Below are 21,643 nucleotides of genomic sequence, written 5' to 3'. Positions count from 1 at the left end.
TTTCGCGGGTGAGCCCGCTCCTACACGCGGCCTGTGCCCAATCACCAATGTGTGTCCACCCCCGATCGGGTGTAGGAGCGGGTTTACCCGCGAATACGGTAGCGGCGGCAACGGTGAACGGTTGGTGGAAATTGGCCAGCAGGGCCGGCCCCTTCGCGGGTAAACCCGCTCCTACACGCGGCCTGTGCCCAATCGCCGATGTGTGTCCACCCCCGATAGGTGTAGGAGCGGGTTTACCCGCGAATACGTTAGCGGCGGTAACGGTGAACGGCGGGTGGAAATTGGCCAGCAGGGCCGGCCCTTTCGCGGGTGAACCCGCTCCTACACGCGGCCTGTGCCCAATCACCGATGTGTGTCCACCCCCGATAGGAGCGGGTTTACCCGCGAATACGGTAGCGGCGGCAACGGTGAACGGCGGGTGGAGATTGGCCAGCAGGGCCGGCCCTTTCGCGGGTGAACCCGCTCCTACAGGCGGCCTGTGCCCAATCGCCGATGTGTGTCCACCCCCGATAGGTGTAGGAGCGGGTTTACCCGCGAATACGGTAGCGGCGGCAACGGTGAACGATTGGTGGAAATTGGCCAGCAGGGCCGGCCCCTTCGCGGGTAAACCCGCTCCTACACGCGGCCTGCGCCCAATCACCGATGTGTGTCCACCCCCGATCGGGTGTAGGAGCGGGTTTACCCGCGAATACGGTAGCGGCGGCAACCGTGAACGGCTGGTGGAAATTGGCCAGCAGGGCCGGCCCTTTCGCGGGTAAACCCGCTCCTACGGGCTGTTCCAGGGGCGGCCTTGTGTCGCTTTAGAGCCGCAAGGCCGCCCTCGGGCACCGTTATTCCACCAGTTCGACCAGCACAGTCCCTTCGCTGACCATATCCCCCTCCAGGCAGAACAGCGCCTTCACCGTGCCGGCATGCGGCGCACGAATGCTGTGCTCCATCTTCATGGCCTCCAGTACCACCAGCGCAGTACCGGCTTCCACCACCTGGCCAGGTTCGACCAGCACCCGTACGATACTGCCGTTCATCGGCGCACCCAGCCCACCCTGGTGGCTGTGGCTGGCTTCAGCCTCGGCAATCGGATCGAAGGCTTCGATGGCATGCATTTCGCCATCCCAGTGCAGGTACAGCGTGCCACCCCGACGGATTGCCTGATGCTGGCGACGCACGCCGTTCTGGTCATGCACCAACTGCTCACCTTGTAGCTGCCAGGTGGAAGCAGCGCAGCGTTCCAGGGCCACTGCCTGGTCTTGGCCAGCGCTCACCAGATGCAAGCTGCTGCGTGCCGGCAAGCCCAAGCGCAGGCCGTTACGCCCGCCCCAAGGCGAATGACGGTCGTCATCGCGCTGATGTGCCCCCTGGCCCTGAAGCCACGCCTCTGCCGCCGCTTCCCAGAAGGCCTCCGGCAATGCTTGCGGCGCAGGCAGCAGAACCGCCTGATGACGCGGAATGAATCCGGTATCCAGCTCCGCCGCAGCAAATGCCGGGTGGGCGAGAATGCGCCGCAGGAAGGCAATGTTGGTCTTCAGCCCGCCAATGGCGAACTCATCGAGCATGGCCAGCAAGCGCAAGCGCGCCTGCTCTCGGTCTTCGCCCCAGGCGATCAGCTTGCCCAGCATCGGGTCGTAGAACGGCGACACCACATCGCCTTCGCTAACCCCGCTGTCCACCCGGCGGCCTTCGCCGGGCGCCGATTCACGGTACAGCGCCAATTTGCCGGTCGCGGGTAAGAAATCGTTGGCCGGGTCTTCGGCATACAGGCGTACCTCGATGGCATGGCCGATCAGCGGAACCTGTTCCTGTGTGATCGGCAAGGCTTCGCCGCAGGCCACGCGAATTTGCCAGGCAACGAGGTCCAGGCCGGTAATGGCCTCGGTGACCGGGTGTTCCACCTGTAGACGAGTGTTCATCTCCATGAAGAAGAACTCGCCGCGGGCATCGAGCAGAAACTCTACTGTGCCGGCACCCACATAGCCGATGGCTTTCGCCGCGCGCACAGCGGCCTCGCCCATGGCCTGGCGCAGTGCTGACGAGAGGCCGGGGGCCGGGGCTTCTTCGACCACCTTCTGGTGGCGGCGCTGGATCGAGCAGTCGCGCTCGTTGAGGTACAGGCAGTTGCCGTGCTGGTCGGCGAACACCTGAATCTCCACGTGGCGTGGTTTGAGCACGTACTTTTCCACCAGCATGCGCGCATCGCCGAACGACGACTGTGCCTCACGCTGGGCCGAGGCCAGGGCGTCGGCCAGTTGGCCTTCTTCCTCGACCACTTTCATGCCCTTGCCACCACCGCCCGCGCTGGCCTTGAGCAGCACCGGGTAGCCGATGCGTTCGGCCGCGGCGCGGAAGGTGTCCAGGTCCTGGGCCTCGCCGTGGTAGCCCGGCACCAACGGCACGCCGGCCGCTTCCATCAGCGCCTTGGCTGCCGACTTGCTGCCCATGGCGTCGATGGCGCTGGCCGGTGGGCCGAGGAATATCAGCCCGGCCTGCTCGATGGCGCGGGCGAAACCTGCGTTCTCGGACAGAAAGCCATAACCTGGATGGATGGCCTGGGCGCCGCTGGCCTTGGCTGCGGCCAGCAGCTTGTCGACCAGCAGGTAGCTTTCGGCAGCCTTGCTGCCGCCCAGGTCGACGCGGATGTCGGCTTCGCGGCTATGACGGGCGTCACGGTCGGTGGCGCTGTGCACGGCAACGGTGGTCAGGCCCATGGCCTTGGCGGTGCGTATCACCCGGCAGGCGATTTCGCCGCGGTTGGCGACCAGCAGGGTGGTCAAAGCGGGGCGGCTCATGGGCGCGGCTCCTTCTTGTCAACGGTTTGCCAGGCAGGGCGGCGTTTTTCCAGGAAGGCGCGCAGGCCCTCCTGGCCTTCGGCGCTGACGCGGATGCGGGCGATGGCGTTTTCGCAGTAACGGCGCAGGGCCGGGCTGAGTTCGCCGTCATCCACTTCGCGCAGCAGGTCCTTGCTGGCGCGCAACGCTTGCGGGCTGTTTTGCAGCAGGTTGCTTACCCAGGCTTCGACCTGGTCGTCCAGTTCGCTGGCTGGGTACACCTCCGCCAACAGGCCCAGTTCGCGGGCGCGCACGCCAGTGAAGCGTTCGGCGGTGAGGGCGTAGCGGCGCGCGGCTCGCTCGCCAATGGCCTTGACCACGAACGGGCTGATCACCGCCGGGGCCAGGCCGATGCGCACTTCCGACAGACACAGCTGCGCGTCTTCGGCGCCAATGGCCATGTCGCAGCAGCTGATCAGGCCCAGCGCGCCGCCGAAGGCTGCGCCTTGCACCACGGCCAGGGTCGGGGCCTTGAGGCGGTGCAGGGCGTACATCAGCTCACCCAGTTCGTGGGCGTCATCCAGGTTGGTGTTGAAGTCCAGTTGCGCCGACTGCTGCATCCAGGCCAGGTCGGCACCGGCGCTGAAGTGCCGGCCACGGCCGCGCAGCAGCACAAAACGCAGGCTGGTGTCTTCGGCCAACTGGTCGATGGCCACGATCAGCTCGCGGATCATCTGCGCGTTGAAGGCGTTGTTCTTGTCCTCGCGGCTTAGCCACAGGGTGGCGAAGCCGCGTGGGTCGCGGATCACTTCGAGGGTGCTGAAATCGCTCATGGGTCACATCCGGAAAATGCCGAAGCGGCTCTGTTCGATCGGCGCGTTCAGCGCGGCAGACAGCGCCAGGCCGAGGACGTCGCGGGTCTGTGCCGGGTCGATGACACCGTCGTCCCACAGCCGGGCGCTGGAATAATAGGGGTGGCCCTGATGCTCGTATTGGTCGAGGATCGGTTGTTTGAGCCTGGCCTCATCCTCGGCACTGAAGGGCTGGCCGCTGCGCTCGTTTTGCTCACGCTTGACCTGCGCCAGCACCCCGGCGGCCTGTTCGGCGCCCATCACGCCGATCCGTGCATTGGGCCACATCCACAAGAAGCGAGGGTCGTAGGCGCGGCCGCACATGCCGTAGTTGCCGGCACCAAAGCTGCCGCCGATGATCACCGTGAACTTCGGCACCTGGGCGCAGGCCACGGCGGTGACCAGCTTGGCGCCGTGCTTGGCGATGCCGCCTTCTTCGTACTTCTTGCCGACCATGAAACCGGTGATGTTCTGCAGGAACAGCAGCGGGATGCCGCGCTGGCAGGCCAGTTCGATGAAATGCGCACCTTTTTGCGCGGCTTCGGCGAACAGGATGCCGTTGTTGGCCAGGATGGCCACCGGGTAGCCGTGCAGATGGGCGAAGCCGCACACCAGGGTGGTGCCGAACAGCGCCTTGAATTCATCGAACACCGAGCCATCGACCAGGCGGGCGATCACTTCGCGCACATCGAACGGCTGCTTGGCATCCGCCGGTACCACGCCGTACAGCTCGTCGGCGGCATACAGCGGCGCCACTGGGGCCAACCGCTGCAGCTTGCCGAGCTTGTGCCAGTTGAGGTTGGCCACACTGCGTCGCGCGATGGCCAGGGCGTGTTCGTCGTTGTCGGCATAATGGTCGGCGACGCCACTGGTGCGGCAGTGCACATCGGCGCCGCCGAGGTCTTCGGCGCTGACCACTTCACCGGTGGCGGCTTTTACCAGCGGCGGGCCGGCGAGGAAGATGGTCGCCTGCTGGCGCACCATGATCGCTTCGTCGGCCATGGCCGGCACGTACGCGCCGCCAGCGGTGCACGAGCCCATCACCACGGCGATCTGCGGGATGCCTTGCGCACTCATGTTGGCCTGGTTGAAGAAGATGCGCCCGAAGTGCTCACGGTCGGGGAACACTTCGTCCTGGCGTGGCAAGTTGGCACCGCCGGAGTCCACCAGATAGATGCACGGCAGGCGGTTCTGCAGGGCGATGGTTTGTGCACGCAGGTGCTTCTTCACCGTCAGCGGGTAGTACGAACCGCCTTTTACCGTGGCGTCGTTGGCCACGATCATGCATTCCACGCCTTCCACGCGGCCGATGCCGGCAATCACGCCCGCAGCCGGCACGTCCTCGCCATACACCTCATGGGCGGCCAACTGGCCGATCTCGAGGAACGGCGAGCCTGGGTCCAGCAGGCGGTCGATACGCTCGCGTGGCAGCAGTTTGCCACGTGAGGTATGCCGTTCCTGGGCCTTGGGCCCGCCGCCCTGGGCAACCTGGGCGAGCAGGCCGCGCAGGGCCTGGACCTGTTCGAGCATGGCCGCGCTGTTGATGGCAAATTCTGCCGAACGCGGGTTGAGCTGGGTGTGCAAGGTAGCCATGTGCGCCCGTCCCTTATGTTCAGCGGGTTTCGTTGAACAGTTCGCGGCCGATCAGCATCCGGCGGATTTCGCTGGTGCCGGCACCGATTTCGTACAGCTTGGCGTCGCGCAACAGGCGGCCAGCCGGGAATTCGTTGATATAGCCGTTGCCGCCAAGAATCTGGATCGCCTCCAGGGCCATTTGCGTGGCACGCTCGGCGGTGTACAGGATCACGCCGGCAGCGTCCTTGCGGGTGGTCTCGCCGCGGTCGCACGCCTGGGCCACGGCATACAGGTAGGCGCGGCTGGCATTGAGCTGGGTGTACATGTCGGCAATCTTGCCCTGGATCAGCTGGAACTCGCCGATGCTCTGGCCGAATTGCTTGCGGTCATGGATATACGGCACCACCAGGTCCATGCAGCTTTGCATGATGCCGGTCGGGCCGCCGGACAGCACCACACGTTCGTAGTCCAGGCCGCTCATAAGGACGCGCACGCCGCCGTTGAGCTGGCCCAGAATGTTCTCTGCCGGCACTTCCACGCCATCGAAGAACAGCTCGCAGGTGTTGGACCCGCGCATGCCCAGCTTGTCGAACTTGTTGCTGCGGCTGAAGCCTTTCCAGTCTCGCTCGACGATGAACGCGGTGATGCCGTGCGCACCCTTGTCCAGGTCGGTCTTGGCGTAAATCACGTAGGTGTTGGCGTCGGGACCGTTGGTGATCCAGGTCTTGCTGCCGTTGAGCACGTAGTGATCGCCGCGTTTTTCTGCGCGCAGCTTCATCGACACCACGTCGGAGCCGGCATTGGGCTCGCTCATGGCCAAGGCGCCGATGTGTTCGCCGCTGATCAGTTTGGGCAGGTACTTGAGCTTCTGCTCGTGGGTGCCGTTGCGGTTGATCTGGTTGACGCACAGGTTGGAGTGGGCGCCGTAGGACAGCGCCACCGACGCTGAGCCACGGCTGATTTCTTCCATCGACACCACATGGGCCAGGTAGCCCAGGCCAGCGCCGCCGTACTCTTCCGGTACGGTGATGCCCAGCAGGCCCATGTCACCGAACTTGCGCCACATGTCGGCGGGGAACAGGTTGTCGTGATCGATCTGTGCGGCACGCGGGGCCAGTTCGGCGGCGACGAAGGTGCGCACCTGGTCGCGGAGCATGTCGATGGTTTCGCCCAGGGCGAAGTTCAGGGAGGGGTAATGCATGCTGGGGCACCTTCTTGTTCTTGAAATTGGGTTACACCATAGCTTGGGATCCAGCCCCGCCCCCTGTGGGAGCGGGCATGCCCGCGAATACGTCAGCAGGGTCACCGTCATTACCTGATCGGTCGCATTCGCGGGCAAGCCCGCTCCCACAGGGGGCGGCGTGGCGCCTCAAGTGGGTGTCGTTCATCACCTTTACGTTAACGTAAACCTGCAAGTAGGCACTGTCAATCCACTCGTCACCTTTACGTAAACGTAAATCTGCGCCAGAGTATTCCCGCTTGCTTCAGCCGTGCCCAAAACAACCACAAGAAGGGACACCCATGAGTCAACCAAGCTATACCCGCGGTCGCCAGGACCGACCCTTGCTGACCCAGACCATCGGCCAGGCCTTCGATGCCACCGTAGCCCGCTGTTCCGACAGCGAGGCCTTGGTGTCCCGCCACCAGGGCCTGCGTTACAGCTGGCGGCAGTTGGCCGAACAGGTCGAAATACACGCCCGCGCCCTGATTGCTCTGGGCGTGAACACCGGTGATCGTGTTGGCATCTGGTCGCCCAACTGCGCCCAGTGGTGCATCTTGCAGCTGGCCAGTGCCAAGGTCGGCGCCATCCTGGTCAACATCAACCCGGCCTACCGTGTGGGTGAGCTGGAATACGTGTTGCGCCAGTCCGGCTGCCGCTGGCTGGTCTGCGCTGAAGCCTTCAAGACGTCTGATTACCACGCCATGCTGCAGGAGCTGGTGCCTGAACTGGCCAGCACCCGGCCTGGTGAGCTGGCCAGTGAATGCCTGCCCGAGTTGCGTGGCGTCATCAGCCTGGCCGCCAACCCGCCTGCCGGCTTCCTGCCCTGGCACGCATTGGCCGAGCGGGCAGGGCAGACGTCTGTCGAGGCTTGCACAGCCCGTCAGCAAAGCCTGCAATTCGACCAGCCGGTAAACATCCAGTACACCTCCGGCACCACCGGTGCGCCCAAAGGTGCCACGCTCAGTCACTACAACATCCTCAACAACGGTTTCATGGTGGGTGAAAGCCTTGGCCTGACGGCCCGCGACCGTATGGTGATCCCGGTGCCGCTATACCATTGCTTCGGCATGGTCATGGCCAACCTCGGCTGCATCACCCACGGCAGCACCATGATCTACCCCAGCGACGCTTTTGACGCCGAACTGACCTTGCGCGCCGTGGCCGAAGAGCGCGCCACCATCCTCTATGGTGTGCCGACCATGTTCATCGCCATGCTCGACCACCCGTCGCGTGCTCACATGGACCTGTCGACCCTGCGCAGCGGCATCATGGCCGGCGCCACCTGCCCGATCGAGGTGATGCGCCGGGTGATCGACCAGATGCACATGGCAGAAGTGCAGATCGCCTACGGCATGACCGAAACCAGCCCGGTGTCGCTGCAGACCGGCCCGGACGACGATCTGGAACTGCGCGTGACCACCGTCGGCCGCACCCAGCCGCAGCTGGAGAACAAACTGCTGGACGCCGATGGCTGCATCGTCCCGCGCGGAGAGATTGGCGAACTGTGCACTCGCGGTTACAGCGTGATGCTTGGCTACTGGGACAACCCCCAGGCCACGGCGGATGCCATCGACCCGGCCGGCTGGATGCATTCGGGTGACCTGGCGGTGATGGACGAGCAGGGCTATGTGCGCATCGTCGGGCGCAACAAGGACATGATCATTCGCGGCGGCGAGAACATTTACCCGCGTGAGCTGGAAGAGTTTTTCTACACCCACCCGGCGGTGGCCGATGCGCAGGTGATTGGCATTCCGTGCAGCCGCTATGGCGAAGAGATCGTCGCCTGGATCAAGCTGCACCCGGGGCACAGCGCCACGGTCGAGGAGCTGCAGGGCTGGTGCAAGGCACGCATCGCACACTTCAAAGTGCCGCGGTATATCCGTTTTGTCGACGAGTACCCGATGACGGTGACAGGGAAGGTGCAAAAGTTCCGCATGCGTGAGATCAGTGTGGCGGAGATTGCGGCTGCATCTGCGGGTTGATGTGCGGGCGCGGCCGGCCTCTTCGCGGGTAAACCCGCTCCTACCAGGGACAGCGCCGCATTCAAGGCCGGCACGGTCCCTGGTAGGAGCGGGTTTACCCGCGAAGAGGCCGGCCCGATCAATGCAAGATCTTCACCTTGCCAAGTACCCGGTCATCCTCAACCTTTCAATGGAGCAGCGGAGATCAGCTGTTCATGCCGGTGCCGTGGTCTACCCTTAAGCCTTCACCGGTGGCTCCTGGCTCGGCGGGTCGCCCACTGTCGGCGGCACGGTCGGCTTGATCGGCAGCTCGTCCGGCTCTTCTTCCGGTACGGGTGGCGGCAAGCTCGGGTCGTCGATATTGGGATCGGGTGTCTCCGGTGGAATGGGAATGTTCATGGCCTGACCTCGCGTGGGTGGGTGAAGAGGTGCTGTAGGCTCTGACCGCTGGCAGCTGCCGTTCGCTCAATTATTTTGAACCCCCCGCCTGTGCCCGGCTCTGAACCCTTACCGCCACCAGCCTGAGGGAGCAAGGTCGATGTCACGAAACGAGCCCTTTGAAAGCGTGCCCATGGCGAACGATCACCCGGACCAGGCCATCAGCCTGTCCCAGGCGCTGCTGGCGCCGCGTATCGTGATCGAAGACACCCAACCCGTGCTCGACGCCGGCAGCTTCGCCGCCAAGGCCGTCAGCGGCCAGCCAGTGGCTGTCAGCACCAAGGCCTACAGCGACGGCCACGACCGCCTGGCGGTGATGCTCAACTGGCGCCAGGCGCACAGCAGGCGCTGGCATTGCGTGCCGATGCAGTCGGCGGGCAACGACCTGTGGCAGGCCGAATTCACCCCCACCGAGCTGGGCCCGCACCGGTTCAGTATCGAGGCCTGGATCGACCCGTTTGCCACCTATTGCCACGACCTGGAGAAGAAGTACCACGCCGGCGTCGAGGTAAAACTGGAATTGGAAGAAGGCCGTTTGATGCTCGGCACAGGCATCGAGCTGTGCAGCGGTGCCCTGCGCGAGGCGCTAGAGGCCTTGCAGCAGCGCCTGCCCACGCTCAGCACCGATGACCAGGTGGCCTTGTTTCTCGACCCGACCACCGCCCGCCTGATGGGCGAGGCCGAACACCGCAGCTACCTGACCCGCAGCCCTGATTTCCCCCTTGATGTCGACCGCCCGGCCGCATTGTTCGCCAGCTGGTACGAGCTGTTCCCGCGCTCGGTTACCGACGACCCGCAGCGTCACGGCACCTTCAACGACGTGCACGAACGGCTGCCGATGATCCGCGACATGGGCTTCGACGTACTGTACTTCCCGCCCATCCACCCCATCGGCATGCAACATCGCAAGGGCCGCAACAACGCCCTCAAGGCCGAGCCGGGCGACCCGGGTAGCCCGTATGCCATCGGCAGCCCGGAGGGCGGCCATGAGGCCATCCACCCGCAACTGGGCAGCCGCGATGACTTCCGCCGTCTGGTGGCTGCGGCTGCGGAACACGGCCTGGAAATCGCCCTCGATTTCGCCATCCAGTGCTCCCAGGACCACCCTTGGCTCAAGGAGCACCCGGGCTGGTTCAGCTGGCGCCCGGACGGCACCATCCGCTACGCCGAAAACCCGCCGAAAAAGTACCAGGACATCGTCAACGTCGATTTCTATGCGCCAGAGGCCGTGCCCTCGCTGTGGCTGGCCCTGCGCGACGTGGTGGTCGGCTGGGTCGAGGAGGGCGTGAAGACCTTCCGCGTCGACAACCCGCACACCAAGCCGCTGCCGTTCTGGCAATGGCTGATCGGCAATGTGCGCAGCCAGCACCCCGACGTCATCTTCCTCGCCGAAGCCTTTACCAAGCCGGCGATGATGGCGCGCCTGGGCAAGGTCGGTTACGCACAGAGCTATACCTATTTCACCTGGCGCAACCACAAGCAGGAGCTGCGCGAATATTTCGAGCAGCTCAACCAGCCGCCGTGGAGCCAGTGCTACCGGCCCAACTTCTTCGTCAATACACCGGATATCAACCCGTTTTTCCTGCACACCTCAGGCCGCGCAGGTTTCCTTATCCGTGCCGCGCTGGCGACCATGGGCTCAGGCTTGTGGGGCATGTATTCCGGCTTCGAGCTGTGCGAGGGCACGCCGTTGCCGGGCAAGGAGGAGTACCTGGATTCGGAGAAATACGAAATCCGCCCACGCGATTTTACCCAGCCCGGCAACATCATCGCCGAGATCGCCCAGCTCAACCGCATCCGCCGGCAGAACCTCGCCTTGCAAACCCACCTGGGCGTGGCCTTCTTCAATTGCTGGAACGACAACATTCTGTATTTCGCCAAGCGTACGCCTGAGCGTGACAACTACATTCTGGTGGCCATCAGCCTCGACCCGCACAACGCCCAGGAGGCGCATTTCGAGTTGCCACTGTGGGAGTTGGGGCTGGACGACAACGCCGAAACTCAGGGTGAAGACCTGATGAACGGCCACCGCTGGTCGTGGTACGGCAAGACCCAATGGATGCGCATAGAGCCCTGGCACCTGCCGTTCGGCATCTGGCGCATCGAAAAAGCCGGGTAAAACCGGTCTGTAGCCTTTTCCCCTGTGGGAGCGGGCACGCCCGCTCCCACAGCGATGGTGCAAGAAGGGGCAAACATGCAATTGAAAGGAGTCGCACATGGCCAAGCGTTCCCGCCCGGCAGCCTTCATCGACGACCCGCTGTGGTACAAGGACGCCGTCATCTACCAGCTGCACATCAAGTCGTTCTTCGACTCGAACAACGACGGCATCGGCGACTTCGCCGGCCTGATCAGCAAGCTCGACTACATCGCCGAGCTGGGCGTCAACACCCTGTGGCTGCTGCCGTTCTACCCATCACCACGCCGTGACGACGGCTACGACATCGCCGAATACAAGGCCGTGCACCCTGACTACGGCAGCATGGCCGACGCCCGCCGTTTCATCGCCGAGGCCCACAAGCGCGGCCTGCGGGTGATCACCGAGCTGGTCATCAACCACACCAGCGACCAGCACCCGTGGTTCCAGCGTGCCCGCCACGCCAAGCGCGGCAGCAAAGCGCGCGAGTTCTACGTGTGGTCGGACGACGACCAGAAGTACGACGGCACGCGCATCATCTTCCTCGATACCGAAAAGTCCAACTGGACCTGGGACCCGGTCGCCGGCCAGTACTTCTGGCACCGGTTCTACTCCCACCAGCCGGACCTCAACTTCGATAACCCGCAGGTACTCAAGTCGGTGATCGGCGTCATGCGCTTCTGGCTCGACCTGGGTGTAGATGGCCTGCGCCTGGACGCGATCCCTTACCTGATCGAACGCGACGGCACCAACAACGAAAACCTTGCCGAAACCCACGACGTGCTCAAGGCGATCCGCGCCGAGATCGACGCCAACTACCCCGATCGCATGCTGCTGGCCGAAGCCAACCAGTGGCCTGAAGACACGCGTCCGTACTTCGGCGAAGGCGACGGCGACGAATGCCATATGGCCTTCCACTTTCCGTTGATGCCGCGCATGTACATGGCCCTGGCCATGGAAGACCGCTTTCCGATCACCGACATCCTGCGCCAGACCCCGGAAATTCCGGCCAACTGCCAGTGGGCAATCTTTTTGCGCAACCATGATGAACTGACCCTGGAAATGGTCACAGACCGCGAGCGCGACTACCTGTGGAACTACTATGCCGAAGACCGCCGCGCGCGCATCAACCTGGGCATTCGCCGGCGCCTGGCGCCCCTGCTGCAGCGTGACCGGCGGCGCATAGAGCTGCTGACCAGCCTGCTATTGTCGATGCCCGGCACGCCAACCCTGTATTACGGCGACGAACTGGGTATGGGCGACAATATCTATCTGGGTGACCGCGATGGCGTTCGCACACCCATGCAGTGGTCGCCAGACCGCAACGGCGGTTTTTCCCGCGCCGACCCGCAGCGCCTGGTGCTGCCGCCGATCATGGACCCGCTCTACGGTTACCAGACCGTCAACGTCGAGGCACAAAGCCACGATCCGCATTCGCTGCTGAACTGGACCCGGCGCATGCTGGCGGTGCGCAAGCAGCAGAAGGCCTTTGGCCGCGGCAGCCTGCGCACCCTCACGCCCAGCAACCGGCGCATCCTTGCCTATATCCGCGAGTACACCGATGCCGACGGCAATACCGAGGTCATCCTCTGCGTGGCCAACGTGTCCCGCGCCGCCCAGGCTGCCGAACTCGAATTGTCACAATACGCCGACAAAGTACCGGTGGAGATGCTTGGCGGCAGCGCGTTCCCGCCAATCGGCCAACTGCCGTTTCTGCTGACATTGCCACCTTATGCCTTCTACTGGTTCCTGCTGGCCAGCCGCGATCGCATGCCCAGCTGGCACATCCAGCCCACCGAGGGGTTACCCGAATTGACCACATTGGTACTGCGCAAGCGCATGGAAGAGCTGCTGCAAGCCCCGGCAAGCGATACGCTGCAAAGCACCATCCTGCCGCAGTACCTGCCCAAACGCCGCTGGTTCGCTGGCAAGGAAGGGCCGATCGACGCCGTGCGCCTGTGTTACGGCGTGCGTTTCGGCACCGCCACCACGCCGGTGTTGCTCAGCGAAATCGAAGTACTCAGCGACGGCACCGCCACCCGCTACCAGCTGCCGTTCGGCCTGCTGCGTGAGGAACAGATCCATACCGCGCTGCCGCAGCAACTGGCGTTGTCGCGGGTGCGCCGTACCCACCAGGTTGGCTTGATCACGGACGCCTTCGTCCTGGAGCCGTTCATTCATGCCGTGATGCAAGCCTGCCAGGATGGACTGCGTATGCCGTGTGGCGACGGTGAGGGTGAATTGCGCTTCGAATGCACAGAGCCGCTGGCCGGCCTGGCGCTCGACGAGGAGAGCGAAGTGCGCTACCTCAGCGCCGAGCAGTCCAACAGTTCGGTGGTCATCGGCGATCGCGTGGTGCTCAAACTGATCCGCCGGGTCAACCCGGGTATCCATCCAGAGCTGGAAATGAGCGCCTACCTGACCGCCGCCGGCTTTGCCAATATCTCGCCGCTGCTGGCCTGGGTCAGCCGGGTGGACGAGCAACACGCGCCGCACCTGCTGATGATTGCCCAGGGTTACCTGAGTAACCAGGGCGATGCCTGGGGCTGGACCCAGAACACCCTTGAACGGGCCATCCGCGACCAGATGGAGCCTACCCGCAACGACGGCGAAGCGCACACTGATGCATTGGCCGAGCTCAGCGGCTTTGCGGCCTTGCTTGGCCAGCGCCTGGGCGAGATGCACCTGCTGCTGGCTGCACCCACCGAAGACCCGGCCTTCCAGCCGCGCCCCAGCGATGCCCGGGACAGCGAGCGCTGGCGTGCACAGATCAGTACCGAACTGATCCACGCCCTCGACCTGCTGGCCCAGCACCGTGACACGCTGGACAGCGACAGCCAGGCCTTGGTCGACGACCTGCAGCAACAGCGCGAGGGCCTGGCCCAGCATATCGACAAGCTGACCGCGCAGGCCCAGGGTGGCCTGCTGATGCGTGTGCACGGCGACCTGCACCTGGGCCAGGTGCTGGTGGTGCAGGGTGATGCCTACCTCATCGATTTTGAAGGCGAGCCTGCCCGGCCACTTGAAGAGCGCCGGGCAAAACACAGCCCCTACAAGGATGTCAGCGGCGTGCTGCGATCCTTCGACTATGCTGCTGCGATGATCTTGCGCAGCGCGTCTGCGGTGGACCTTTCCGAGCCGGCGCGGCAAGCCCGGCAGCGGGTTGCCCGGCAGTACCTGCACCAGTCCCGGCATGCCTTTGTCGAAGCCTATGGCCTGGCCACCGCCGCCATGCCTCACGCCTGGCAGCACGCCGAGGGCGAGCGCGCGGCACTGGAGCTGTTCTGCCTGGAAAAAGCCGCCTACGAGATCACATACGAAGCCGAAAACCGTCCGAGCTGGCTGGCCGTGCCTTTGCATGGTCTGCATGGACTGATCAGTACCTGGGGAGAGTCAGAATGAACGTTACAACGCGTGAAAACGGTGGCCTTCGGCAACGGGACCTCGACGCCCTGGCCCGCGCCGAGCACGCCGATCCCTTTGCGGTACTCGGCCCCCACGACGATGGCGCAGGTGGGCAGGTGGTCCGCGCCTTTTTGCCCAATGCCCTGAAAGTGCGCGTCCAGGCCCGGGATGACGGGCGGGTCCTTGCCGAAATGGAGCAGGGCAGCCTGCCCGGGTTGTTCAGCGCGCACCTCGATGAGGCACAGCCCTACCAGCTTCATATCGTCTGGGCCGGTGGCGAACAGGTTACCGAAGACCCCTACAGCTTCGGCCCGCAACTGGGTGACATGGACCTTCACCTGTTCGCTGAAGGCAATCACCGCGATTTGTCCGGGCGCTTCGGTGCCCAGCCGACTCAGGTCGATGGCATCGACGGCGTGTGTTTCTCGGTCTGGGCGCCGAATGCCCGGCGGGTGTCGGTGGTGGGTGATTTCAACAACTGGGATGGCCGCCGTCACCCCATGCGCCTGCGCCACAGCGCCGGGGTGTGGGAGCTGTTCATTCCGCGTCTGGGCGTGGGCGAAACCTACAAGTTCGAAGTGCTCGGCAAGGACGGCATACTGCCGCTGAAGGCCGACCCGCTGGCCCGTGCCACCGAGCTGCCGCCGAGCACGGCGTCCAAGGTTGCCGGTGAACTCAGCCACGCCTGGCAGGACCATGACTGGATGGCGCAACGCGCCCAGCGCCATGCCTACAACGCGCCGTTGTCGATCTACGAACTGCACCCAGGGTCATGGCGCTGCGAGCTGGACGAAGCGGGCGAAGTCGGGCGTTTCTACAATTGGCGCGAACTGGCCGAGCGGCTGGTGCCCTATGTGCAGGAACTGGGCTTTACCCACATCGAGCTGCTGCCGATCATGGAACACCCGTTCGGCGGCTCCTGGGGCTATCAACCACTGTCGATGTTCGCGCCCACCTCGCGCTACGGCAGTGCTGAGGATTTCGCCGCGTTCATCGACGCCTGCCACCAGGGAGGCATTGGTGTGCTGCTGGACTGGGTGCCGGCGCATTTCCCCACCGACGAACACGGTCTGGCTCGCTTTGACGGCACAGCGCTGTATGAATACGACAACCCCCTGGAGGGCTACCACCAGGACTGGAACACGCTGATCTACAACCTCGGCCGCAACGAGGTACGCGGCTTCATGATGGCTTCGGCGCTGCACTGGTTGAAGCATTTCCACATCGACGGCCTGCGCGTCGATGCGGTGGCCTCGATGCTGTACCGCGACTACTCGCGCAAGGCCGGCGAATGGGTCCCCAACCGCCACGGCGGGCGCGAGAACCTGGAAGCCATCGACTTCATCCGCCACCTCAACGGCGTGGCTGCCCACGAAGCCCCGGGCGCGCTGATCATCGCCGAAGAGTCCACCGCCTGGCCCGGGGTCAGCCAGCCTACCCAACAGGGCGGCCTGGGTTTTGCCTACAAGTGGAACATGGGCTGGATGCACGACACCCTGCACTATATCCAGAACGACCCGGTGCACCGCACCTACCACCACAACGAGATGAGCTTCGGGCTGATCTATGCCTATTCCGAGCACTTCATCCTGCCCATCTCCCATGATGAAGTGGTACACGGCAAGCACTCGCTGATCGACAAGATGCCCGGCGACCGCTGGCAGAAATTCGCCAACCTGCGTGCCTACCTCACCTTCATGTGGGCACACCCGGGCAAGAAGCTGCTGTTCATGGGCTGCGAGTTCGGCCAGTGGCGTGAGTGGAACCACGACAGCGAACTGGACTGGTACCTGCTGCAGTATCCCGAGCACCAGGGTGTGCAGCGCCTGGTGGGCGACCTCAACCGCCTGTACCGCGAAGAGCCGGCGCTGCACGAGCAGGATTGCCAGCCGCAGGGCTTCCAGTGGCTGATCGGTGACGACGCGCAGAACAGCGTGTACGCCTGGCTGCGCTGGAGCAGCAGCGGCGAACCGGTGCTGGTGGTGGCCAACTTCACCCCGGTGCCCCGTGAGGGTTACCGCATTGGCGTGCCGTTCGGCGAGCGTTGGCAGGAGCTGCTGAACAGCGATGCCGAGCTGTATGCCGGGTCCAACGTGGGTAATCTGGGGGCGGTGGCCAGTGAAGCAGTGGCCAGCCACGGGCAGCCATTGTCGTTGGCCTTGAACCTGCCGCCGCTGGGGGTGTTGATCATGAAGCCCGCCTGACCGGTTGACCGCACTGGCCCTTTCGCCTGGAGCGGGTTTGCCCGCGAATCCGGTAGCGGCGGCAACCGTGAATGGGCTTTGGAAATTGGCCGGCAGGCCCGGCCCTTTCGCGGGTGAACCCGCTCCTACAACGGCCTGTGCCGAGCCACCGATGCGTGTGCACCCCCGATCAGTGTGTAGGAGCGGGTTACCCGCGAAGGGGCCTGCCTGCCTACCACCGCATCCGCACCCCAAGGCTGCCGATCAGCCCGTTCAGGTCATTGTCGTCCACATCATTGCTGTAATCGGCGCTGACGAACAAAGCCACCGAAGGCGTCACCCGCGCCACCAGCCCCAAGCCCAACTCCACCGTGGTCGAATAGCGCGAGCTGGAAATCTTGTCGACCTGGTCCAGCTTCACCTCATCGGCATTGCTGAAGTCATACCACACGTTGGTCCGCACATAGGGCTCGATCGGCATACCGCGCACTTCGTAGCGTCCGGACAGCTTGGCGCCAACCCGGCCGCTCCAGCTCGGCTGGCTGTCGAAGGCTTGCAAGGTCTCCTCCTGTACCTGGTTGCCAGGGAAGAACTGCTGGTTGATCAACTGTGCCTGGGGCTCGATGACCCAGTTGCCACTCAGGCGGATCGGGTACCCGCCCTCTACCGAGAAGGTCATTGCGTGGCCACTGTCGTCCAGGCGCTGGCCGTTTTCGCCACGGCCCATCACGTCGATCCGCGACCCCATGGCCACGGCATTCAGGTGCCAGCCCTGTTCATGGGTCATGCTCCAGTACACCCCCAGGCTTTCCCCGCTCAGGTTCACCGCTTTGCGCTGCTTGTCGCCCAGCAGAGGGCGCGTGCCCTTGAAGCTGCTTTGCAGGTTGTTGTGCCCCACGAATATCCCCGCCCGGTGCACATTGCCCGCGGCCGTTTCACGCACGAACAGGTCCGGGCCGATCGTCAGTTGCTGGCTGGGCGCCTCCAACTGTGCCGGGGGCAGCGCGCGGCTGCGGGCACTGGTGGGGAAGAATTGCGCCCACTGACTGGCGATCAGGTCGGGTGCCGCCTGCCGGTGTCGTTCGCTCATCTGCTGCGAAAATGTATTGAGGGTGCCGAGACTCAACCCACTGGCACTGACCGGGTCGAGCGACAGTTGCATCGCCACGGGTTGCTGCAGAAAGCCGGGGGAGGTGGGGTCACCCTGCAGTTCGTACGCGATCGTTTCCACCGGGGTTGCCAGAAGCAGCGACGTGGAAACCGCGTAGAAAATGCTGTCGAAGCGCAAGGGGTTCGAGGTGCTTTTCATGGCGGATCTCCTTTGTTTTTGTGGTGCAGCCCGAGAACCTGGCCTGTTGTCACGAGCTGTACGGCAAAAACAGTGGGCGACCCAAACCAGCACGCCGGTAATCGCAAGCGCGCACGAAGGCGCGAGCTAGAGGCCCGGCTCAAGATTTTTACAGCTTGGTATTGTTCAGCTAAGGAGAGGTCACCGCTTGCGTCAAGAAAGCGTGAATCATCTGTTCAGTTTGCGTTGTGACGCTTAACTCATTGTTTTTTTGAGTAAAGTTTCCGGGTATAGCGGGGTTCGCTATTTGCCGTGCCGTGGCTATGAAGAATGATTGCTAAAGCCGCACTTCTACCGCCAATGGCAGGTGATCTGACAGGTGCGACCAAGGTTTGTGCCCCAGAATCCGTGGCCCATGGCTTTCGGCGTTACGCAGGTAAATGCGGTCCAGGCGCAGCAATGGCAGGCGGGCAGGGTAGGTGCGGGCGAGGTGGCCATGGTGGCGCTCGAAGGCTTCGTGCAAGTCACGTTGCAGGCCAAGGGTGCGGTTGCCGTGGCTTTTCCAGTCGTTGAAGTCGCCGGCGATGATCACCGGGGCGTTGCCGGGCAGGGAGTCCAGCAGTTTACGCAGCAACTGCAGTTGCTTCTGCCGGTGGCTTTCCAGCAACGACAGGTGCACGCAGACCGCATGCACCTGGCCTTGCCCCGGCACCTCCAGCACACAGTGCAGCAGGCCGCGGCGTTCGGGGCCGGTGATCGACACGTCAAGGTTGCGGTGCTCGATGATCGGGTATTTGGACAGCAACGCATTGCCGTGGTGGCCGTCAGGGTAGACCGCGTTGCGACCATAGGCGAAGTCGCTCCACATGCTGTCGGCGAGGAATTCGTACTGCGAGGTCTGCGGCCAGCCGGGGTAGCGCGCCGCGTGGCGATCGTGGCTGCCGAGCACTTCCTGAAGGAAGACAATGTCGGCCTGTGTGCTGCGCACGGCCTCGCGCAGCTCCGGCAAGATAAAGCGCCGGTTGAAGGCGGTGAAGCCCTTGTGGGTGTTCACCGTCAGTACCCGCAGGCGTTTCACGGCCGGGGCCTGGCTGACGCTGGCGAAACCATTACTGCCGGCTTCGAGGTTCACAATTCCTCCTGAAGTTAACCCTGCCTCACTGTCGCCGCCAGACCCTGTGGAGGCCAATACACCGTTCCCACCGGGTTTGGCGTGGCGATTACAACGTAGGACCTGCCAGGGCTATCACTGTTCACTCCTCGTCGTACTGCAACACCATCAGCAGCATCGACCGACCCTTCACCTCGAAGGTACTGTCGAACTGCAAATGCTGCCCCTTGCGCAACTCTGGCCGGTCGGTATCGACCAGGCAGCTCCAGTAATCGCCTTCAGGCACGGCCGGCAGCTTGAATGGCACGATGTCATGGTGGGCATTGACGATCAGCAGCACGGTGGCCTCGGCACCTGGCCGGGCGATACCGCTGACCTGCGCTCGGCCATCTATCAACATGCCCAGACAGCGCCCGTGCGGGTCTTCCCATTGCTCAACGCTCATCTCGCTGCCATCGGGTGCCAGCCAAGTCACGTCCTTGACCCCAATTGCCTCATTGTAGTCACCCACCAGAAAGCGTGAGCGGCGCAGCACCGGGTAGGCCAGGCGCAGACGCGTCAGGCGCTTGACGAAGGCCAGCAGCTCTTCGCCTTCCTGGTCCAGGTCCCAGTTCACCCAGCCGATCTCGCTGTCCTGGCAGTAGGCGTTGTTGTTGCCGTGCTGGGTGCGGCTGAACTCGTCGCCGGCAACGATCATTGGCGTGCCCTGCGCCAACAGCAGGGTGGCAAAGTAGTTGCGCATCTGGCGCATGCGCAGGGCATTGATCCCCGGGTCGTCGGTCGGCCCTTCGACGCCGCAGTTCCAGGACAGGTTGTTGTCGGTGCCGTCCTGGTTGTTTTCGTCGTTGTCTTCATTGTGCTTGTGGTTGTAGGACACCAGATCGCGCAGGGTGAAACCATCGTGGGCGGTGATGAAGTTGACCGAGGAATAGGGGCGGCGCCCGCGGTTGTTGAACATGTCGCCCGAGGCGGTCAAGCGCGCGGCAAAATCGGCCAGCTGGCCTTCGTCGCCTTTCCAGAAAGCGCGTGCGGTATCGCGGAAGCGGTCGTTCCATTCCGCCCAGCCCGGGGCAAAGTTGCCCACCTGGTAGCCGCCGGGGCCGCAATCCCAAGGTTCGGCAATCAGCTTGACCTGGCTCAGCATCGGGTCCTGGCGGCAGGCGACCAGGAAGCCATGACGCTCGCTGTAGCCATCGTGGTAACGGCCAAGGATGGTCGCCAGGTCGAAGCGAAAGCCGTCCACGTGCATTTCGCCGGCCCAGTAGCGAAGCGAATCGGTGACCAACTGCAGCACGCAGGGGTGGCTCAGGTCCAGGGTGTTGCCGGTGCCCGAGTCGTTGATGTAGTAGCGCTTGTCGTCCGGCATCAGGCGGTAGTACGAGGCGTTGTCGATGCCGCGCATCGACAGGGTCGGGCCGCGCTCGTTGCCTTCGGCGGTGTGGTTGTAGACCACGTCCAGGATCACCTCCAGCCCGGCGTCGTGCAGGTGCGCGACCATCTCCTTGAACTCGGCGATCTTGCCGCTGGCCAGGTAGCGCGGGTGCGGGGCGAAAAAGGCGATGCTGTTGTAGCCCCAGTAGTTGTTCAGGCCCTTGTCCAGCAGGTGCTGGTCGTTGACGAAGGCGTGAATCGGCAGCAGCTCGATACTCGACACGCCAAGTTCCTTGATGTGCTTGAGCAGCTCGTCGTTGGCCAAGCCGGCGAAGGTGCCACGCAGTTCTTCAGGCACTGCCGGGTGGCGCATGCTGATGCCGCGGGCATGCGCTTCATAGATGATCGTGCGCTCCCATGGGATCTGCACGCGCTGGTCGCGGCCCCAGGTGAACGCCGGGTCGATGACCTTGCATTTGGGCACGAAAGGCGCGCTGTCGCGCTCGTCGAACGACAGATCGTCGTCGGGGTGGCCGATGGTGTAGCCGAACAGGGCCTCGGACCATTTCAGGCTGCCGACCAGTTGCTTGGCATACGGGTCGATCAGCAGTTTGTTGGGGTTGAAGCGGTGGCCGTTTTCCGGCTCGTAGGGGCCGTACACCCGGTAGCCATAGACCAGGCCGGGGTGAGCGTCGGGGAGGTAACCGTGGTAGATCTCATCGGTGTATTCGGGCAGCTCTATACGCTCGATTTCCTGCTCGCCTGTGGAGTCGAACAGGCACAGCTCGACCTTGGTGGCGTTGGCCGAGAACAGGGCGAAGTTGACCCCTAGGCCATCCCAGGTGGCGCCGAGGGGGAAGGGCAGGCCTTCGCGGATGCGCGATGGTGCGACCGAGCGGGTTTTCTTCGGGGTGCGGGGGCTCATGACGATCCTCGAGTGGCCGTGATGGAAGGGGAATTGTGCTGTTCTGCATTGGCCTCTTCGCGGGTAAACCCGCTCCTACAGGTCCATCACAGGTGCATGTAGGAGCGGGTTTACCCGCGAAGAGGCCGGGACAGGCTCAACCGGCAGTAGGCTTTTTCGCCGCCCGGGGCTTTTTCGCCGCAGCAGGTTTGACCCCCGGCAGGGCCGCCGCCTTGGGTTCTGCAGGCGCCTTTGGCTTGGCTGCTGCTTTCTTGCGCGGGGCTGCCTTGGGCGCCAGCGCTTCGGCCTCGGCCAGCTTGCGGGCCATTTCCCAGTGGCGTTCTTCCTCCCCTACAGGCTTACCTTCGGATTCCCAGATCTGGTAGGCAAATTCGCGAATACGCTTTTCATCGACACTCATCATGACGCTCCTGATG

Annotated in this window: 13 protein-coding genes; 4 read left to right on the top strand and 9 right to left on the bottom strand. The window is 63.9% G+C overall.

What is annotated here, in order from left to right:
* Positions 1 to 830: 830 nt before the first annotated feature.
* From J3A98_RS14975 to J3A98_RS14960, 4 genes are read right to left on the bottom strand one after another with little or no spacing between them, the layout of a single operon-like run.
* Positions 831 to 2,783, bottom strand: coding sequence for an acetyl/propionyl/methylcrotonyl-CoA carboxylase subunit alpha (locus tag J3A98_RS14975; protein WP_209967094.1), 1,953 nt, complete (start codon positions 2,781 to 2,783; stop codon positions 831 to 833).
* A complete protein-coding gene (locus J3A98_RS14970; RefSeq protein ID WP_209967092.1) occupies positions 2,780 to 3,595 on the bottom strand; it encodes a gamma-carboxygeranoyl-CoA hydratase in 816 nt (271 codons plus the stop codon). The genes J3A98_RS14975 and J3A98_RS14970 overlap by 4 nt, the downstream gene beginning before the upstream one ends.
* Before the next feature lie 3 nt (positions 3,596 to 3,598).
* Positions 3,599 to 5,206 carry a carboxyl transferase domain-containing protein gene (locus J3A98_RS14965; protein WP_209967089.1) on the bottom strand — a complete coding sequence of 536 codons (1,608 nt, stop codon included), beginning with the start codon at positions 5,204 to 5,206 and terminating at the stop codon, positions 3,599 to 3,601.
* Positions 5,207 to 5,225: 19 nt separating this feature from the next.
* Positions 5,226 to 6,389 (bottom strand): isovaleryl-CoA dehydrogenase, encoded by a 1,164-nt coding sequence (locus J3A98_RS14960; protein WP_003251317.1) that lies wholly within the window; start codon positions 6,387 to 6,389, stop codon positions 5,226 to 5,228.
* Between the two features lie 320 nt (positions 6,390 to 6,709).
* Between J3A98_RS14960 and J3A98_RS14955 the strand changes: the two genes are divergently transcribed.
* Positions 6,710 to 8,392, top strand: coding sequence for an AMP-binding protein (locus J3A98_RS14955; protein WP_209967087.1), 1,683 nt, complete (start codon positions 6,710 to 6,712; stop codon positions 8,390 to 8,392).
* Between the two features lie 216 nt (positions 8,393 to 8,608).
* Here J3A98_RS14955 and J3A98_RS14950 read toward each other — a convergent pair whose 3' ends face one another.
* Complete coding sequence (locus J3A98_RS14950; protein ID WP_015271006.1) at positions 8,609 to 8,770, bottom strand: hypothetical protein; 162 nt, start codon at positions 8,768 to 8,770, stop codon at positions 8,609 to 8,611.
* A 139-nt stretch (positions 8,771 to 8,909) separates the two neighbouring features.
* On the opposite strand from J3A98_RS14950, the gene J3A98_RS14945 reads away from it, so the two are divergent.
* The 3 genes from J3A98_RS14945 to glgB all read left to right on the top strand — a co-directional run bounded on the left by J3A98_RS14945 (position 8,910) and on the right by glgB (position 16,553).
* Positions 8,910 to 10,928, top strand: coding sequence for an alpha-1,4-glucan--maltose-1-phosphate maltosyltransferase (locus J3A98_RS14945; protein ID WP_209967086.1), 2,019 nt, complete (start codon positions 8,910 to 8,912; stop codon positions 10,926 to 10,928).
* Between the two features lie 97 nt (positions 10,929 to 11,025).
* The gene (gene treS / locus J3A98_RS14940) at positions 11,026 to 14,346 is read left to right on the top strand and encodes a maltose alpha-D-glucosyltransferase (protein WP_209967084.1); all 3,321 of its coding nucleotides are present in this window, start codon (positions 11,026 to 11,028) and stop codon (positions 14,344 to 14,346) included.
* Positions 14,343 to 16,553: a 1,4-alpha-glucan branching protein GlgB gene (glgB, locus tag J3A98_RS14935; RefSeq protein WP_209967082.1), complete on the top strand. Its 2,211-nt coding sequence runs from the start codon at positions 14,343 to 14,345 to the stop codon at positions 16,551 to 16,553. The genes treS and glgB overlap by 4 nt, the downstream gene beginning before the upstream one ends.
* A 211-nt stretch (positions 16,554 to 16,764) precedes the next feature.
* Here glgB and J3A98_RS14930 read toward each other — a convergent pair whose 3' ends face one another.
* The 4 genes from J3A98_RS14930 to J3A98_RS14915 all read right to left on the bottom strand — a co-directional run bounded on the left by J3A98_RS14930 (position 16,765) and on the right by J3A98_RS14915 (position 21,630).
* The gene (locus J3A98_RS14930) at positions 16,765 to 17,841 is read right to left on the bottom strand and encodes an autotransporter outer membrane beta-barrel domain-containing protein (protein ID WP_209967078.1); all 1,077 of its coding nucleotides are present in this window, start codon (positions 17,839 to 17,841) and stop codon (positions 16,765 to 16,767) included.
* 316 nt (positions 17,842 to 18,157) lie between these two features.
* Positions 18,158 to 18,952 carry an endonuclease/exonuclease/phosphatase family protein gene (locus J3A98_RS14925; protein WP_176682243.1) on the bottom strand — a complete coding sequence of 265 codons (795 nt, stop codon included), beginning with the start codon at positions 18,950 to 18,952 and terminating at the stop codon, positions 18,158 to 18,160.
* Between the two features lie 121 nt (positions 18,953 to 19,073).
* Complete coding sequence (gene glgX, locus J3A98_RS14920) at positions 19,074 to 21,227, bottom strand: glycogen debranching protein GlgX (RefSeq protein WP_209967076.1); 2,154 nt, start codon at positions 21,225 to 21,227, stop codon at positions 19,074 to 19,076.
* A 136-nt stretch (positions 21,228 to 21,363) separates the two neighbouring features.
* Positions 21,364 to 21,630: a DUF2934 domain-containing protein gene (locus tag J3A98_RS14915; RefSeq protein WP_103462310.1), complete on the bottom strand. Its 267-nt coding sequence runs from the start codon at positions 21,628 to 21,630 to the stop codon at positions 21,364 to 21,366.
* Positions 21,631 to 21,643 lie beyond the last annotated feature (13 nt).

The sequence above is a fragment of the Pseudomonas sp. BP6 genome (assembly GCF_017875935.1).
Lineage (GTDB): Bacteria > Pseudomonadota > Gammaproteobacteria > Pseudomonadales > Pseudomonadaceae > Aquipseudomonas > Aquipseudomonas putida_Y.
The sequence above is the reverse complement of the archived record's forward strand: the minus strand, read 5'-3'. Positions and strand labels throughout refer to the sequence as shown.

Bases quoted from the DNA above. Each gene is read 5' to 3' on its own strand.
- J3A98_RS14930 (WP_209967078.1), bottom strand. From the start codon at position 17,841: ATGAAAAGCACCTCGAACCCCTTGCGCTTCGACAGCATTTTCTACGCG.
- glgB (WP_209967082.1), top strand. From the start codon at position 14,343: ATGAACGTTACAACGCGTGAAAACGGTGGCCTTCGGCAACGGGACCTC.
- J3A98_RS14960 (WP_003251317.1), bottom strand. From the start codon at position 6,389: ATGCATTACCCCTCCCTGAACTTCGCCCTGGGCGAAACCATCGACATG.
- J3A98_RS14950 (WP_015271006.1), bottom strand. From the start codon at position 8,770: ATGAACATTCCCATTCCACCGGAGACACCCGATCCCAATATCGACGAC.
- glgX (WP_209967076.1), bottom strand. From the start codon at position 21,227: ATGAGCCCCCGCACCCCGAAGAAAACCCGCTCGGTCGCACCATCGCGC.
- J3A98_RS14970 (WP_209967092.1), bottom strand. From the start codon at position 3,595: ATGAGCGATTTCAGCACCCTCGAAGTGATCCGCGACCCACGCGGCTTC.
- treS (WP_209967084.1), top strand. From the start codon at position 11,026: ATGGCCAAGCGTTCCCGCCCGGCAGCCTTCATCGACGACCCGCTGTGG.
- J3A98_RS14955 (WP_209967087.1), top strand. From the start codon at position 6,710: ATGAGTCAACCAAGCTATACCCGCGGTCGCCAGGACCGACCCTTGCTG.
- J3A98_RS14915 (WP_103462310.1), bottom strand. From the start codon at position 21,630: ATGATGAGTGTCGATGAAAAGCGTATTCGCGAATTTGCCTACCAGATC.
- J3A98_RS14975 (WP_209967094.1), bottom strand. From the start codon at position 2,783: ATGAGCCGCCCCGCTTTGACCACCCTGCTGGTCGCCAACCGCGGCGAA.
- J3A98_RS14945 (WP_209967086.1), top strand. From the start codon at position 8,910: ATGTCACGAAACGAGCCCTTTGAAAGCGTGCCCATGGCGAACGATCAC.
- J3A98_RS14965 (WP_209967089.1), bottom strand. From the start codon at position 5,206: ATGGCTACCTTGCACACCCAGCTCAACCCGCGTTCGGCAGAATTTGCC.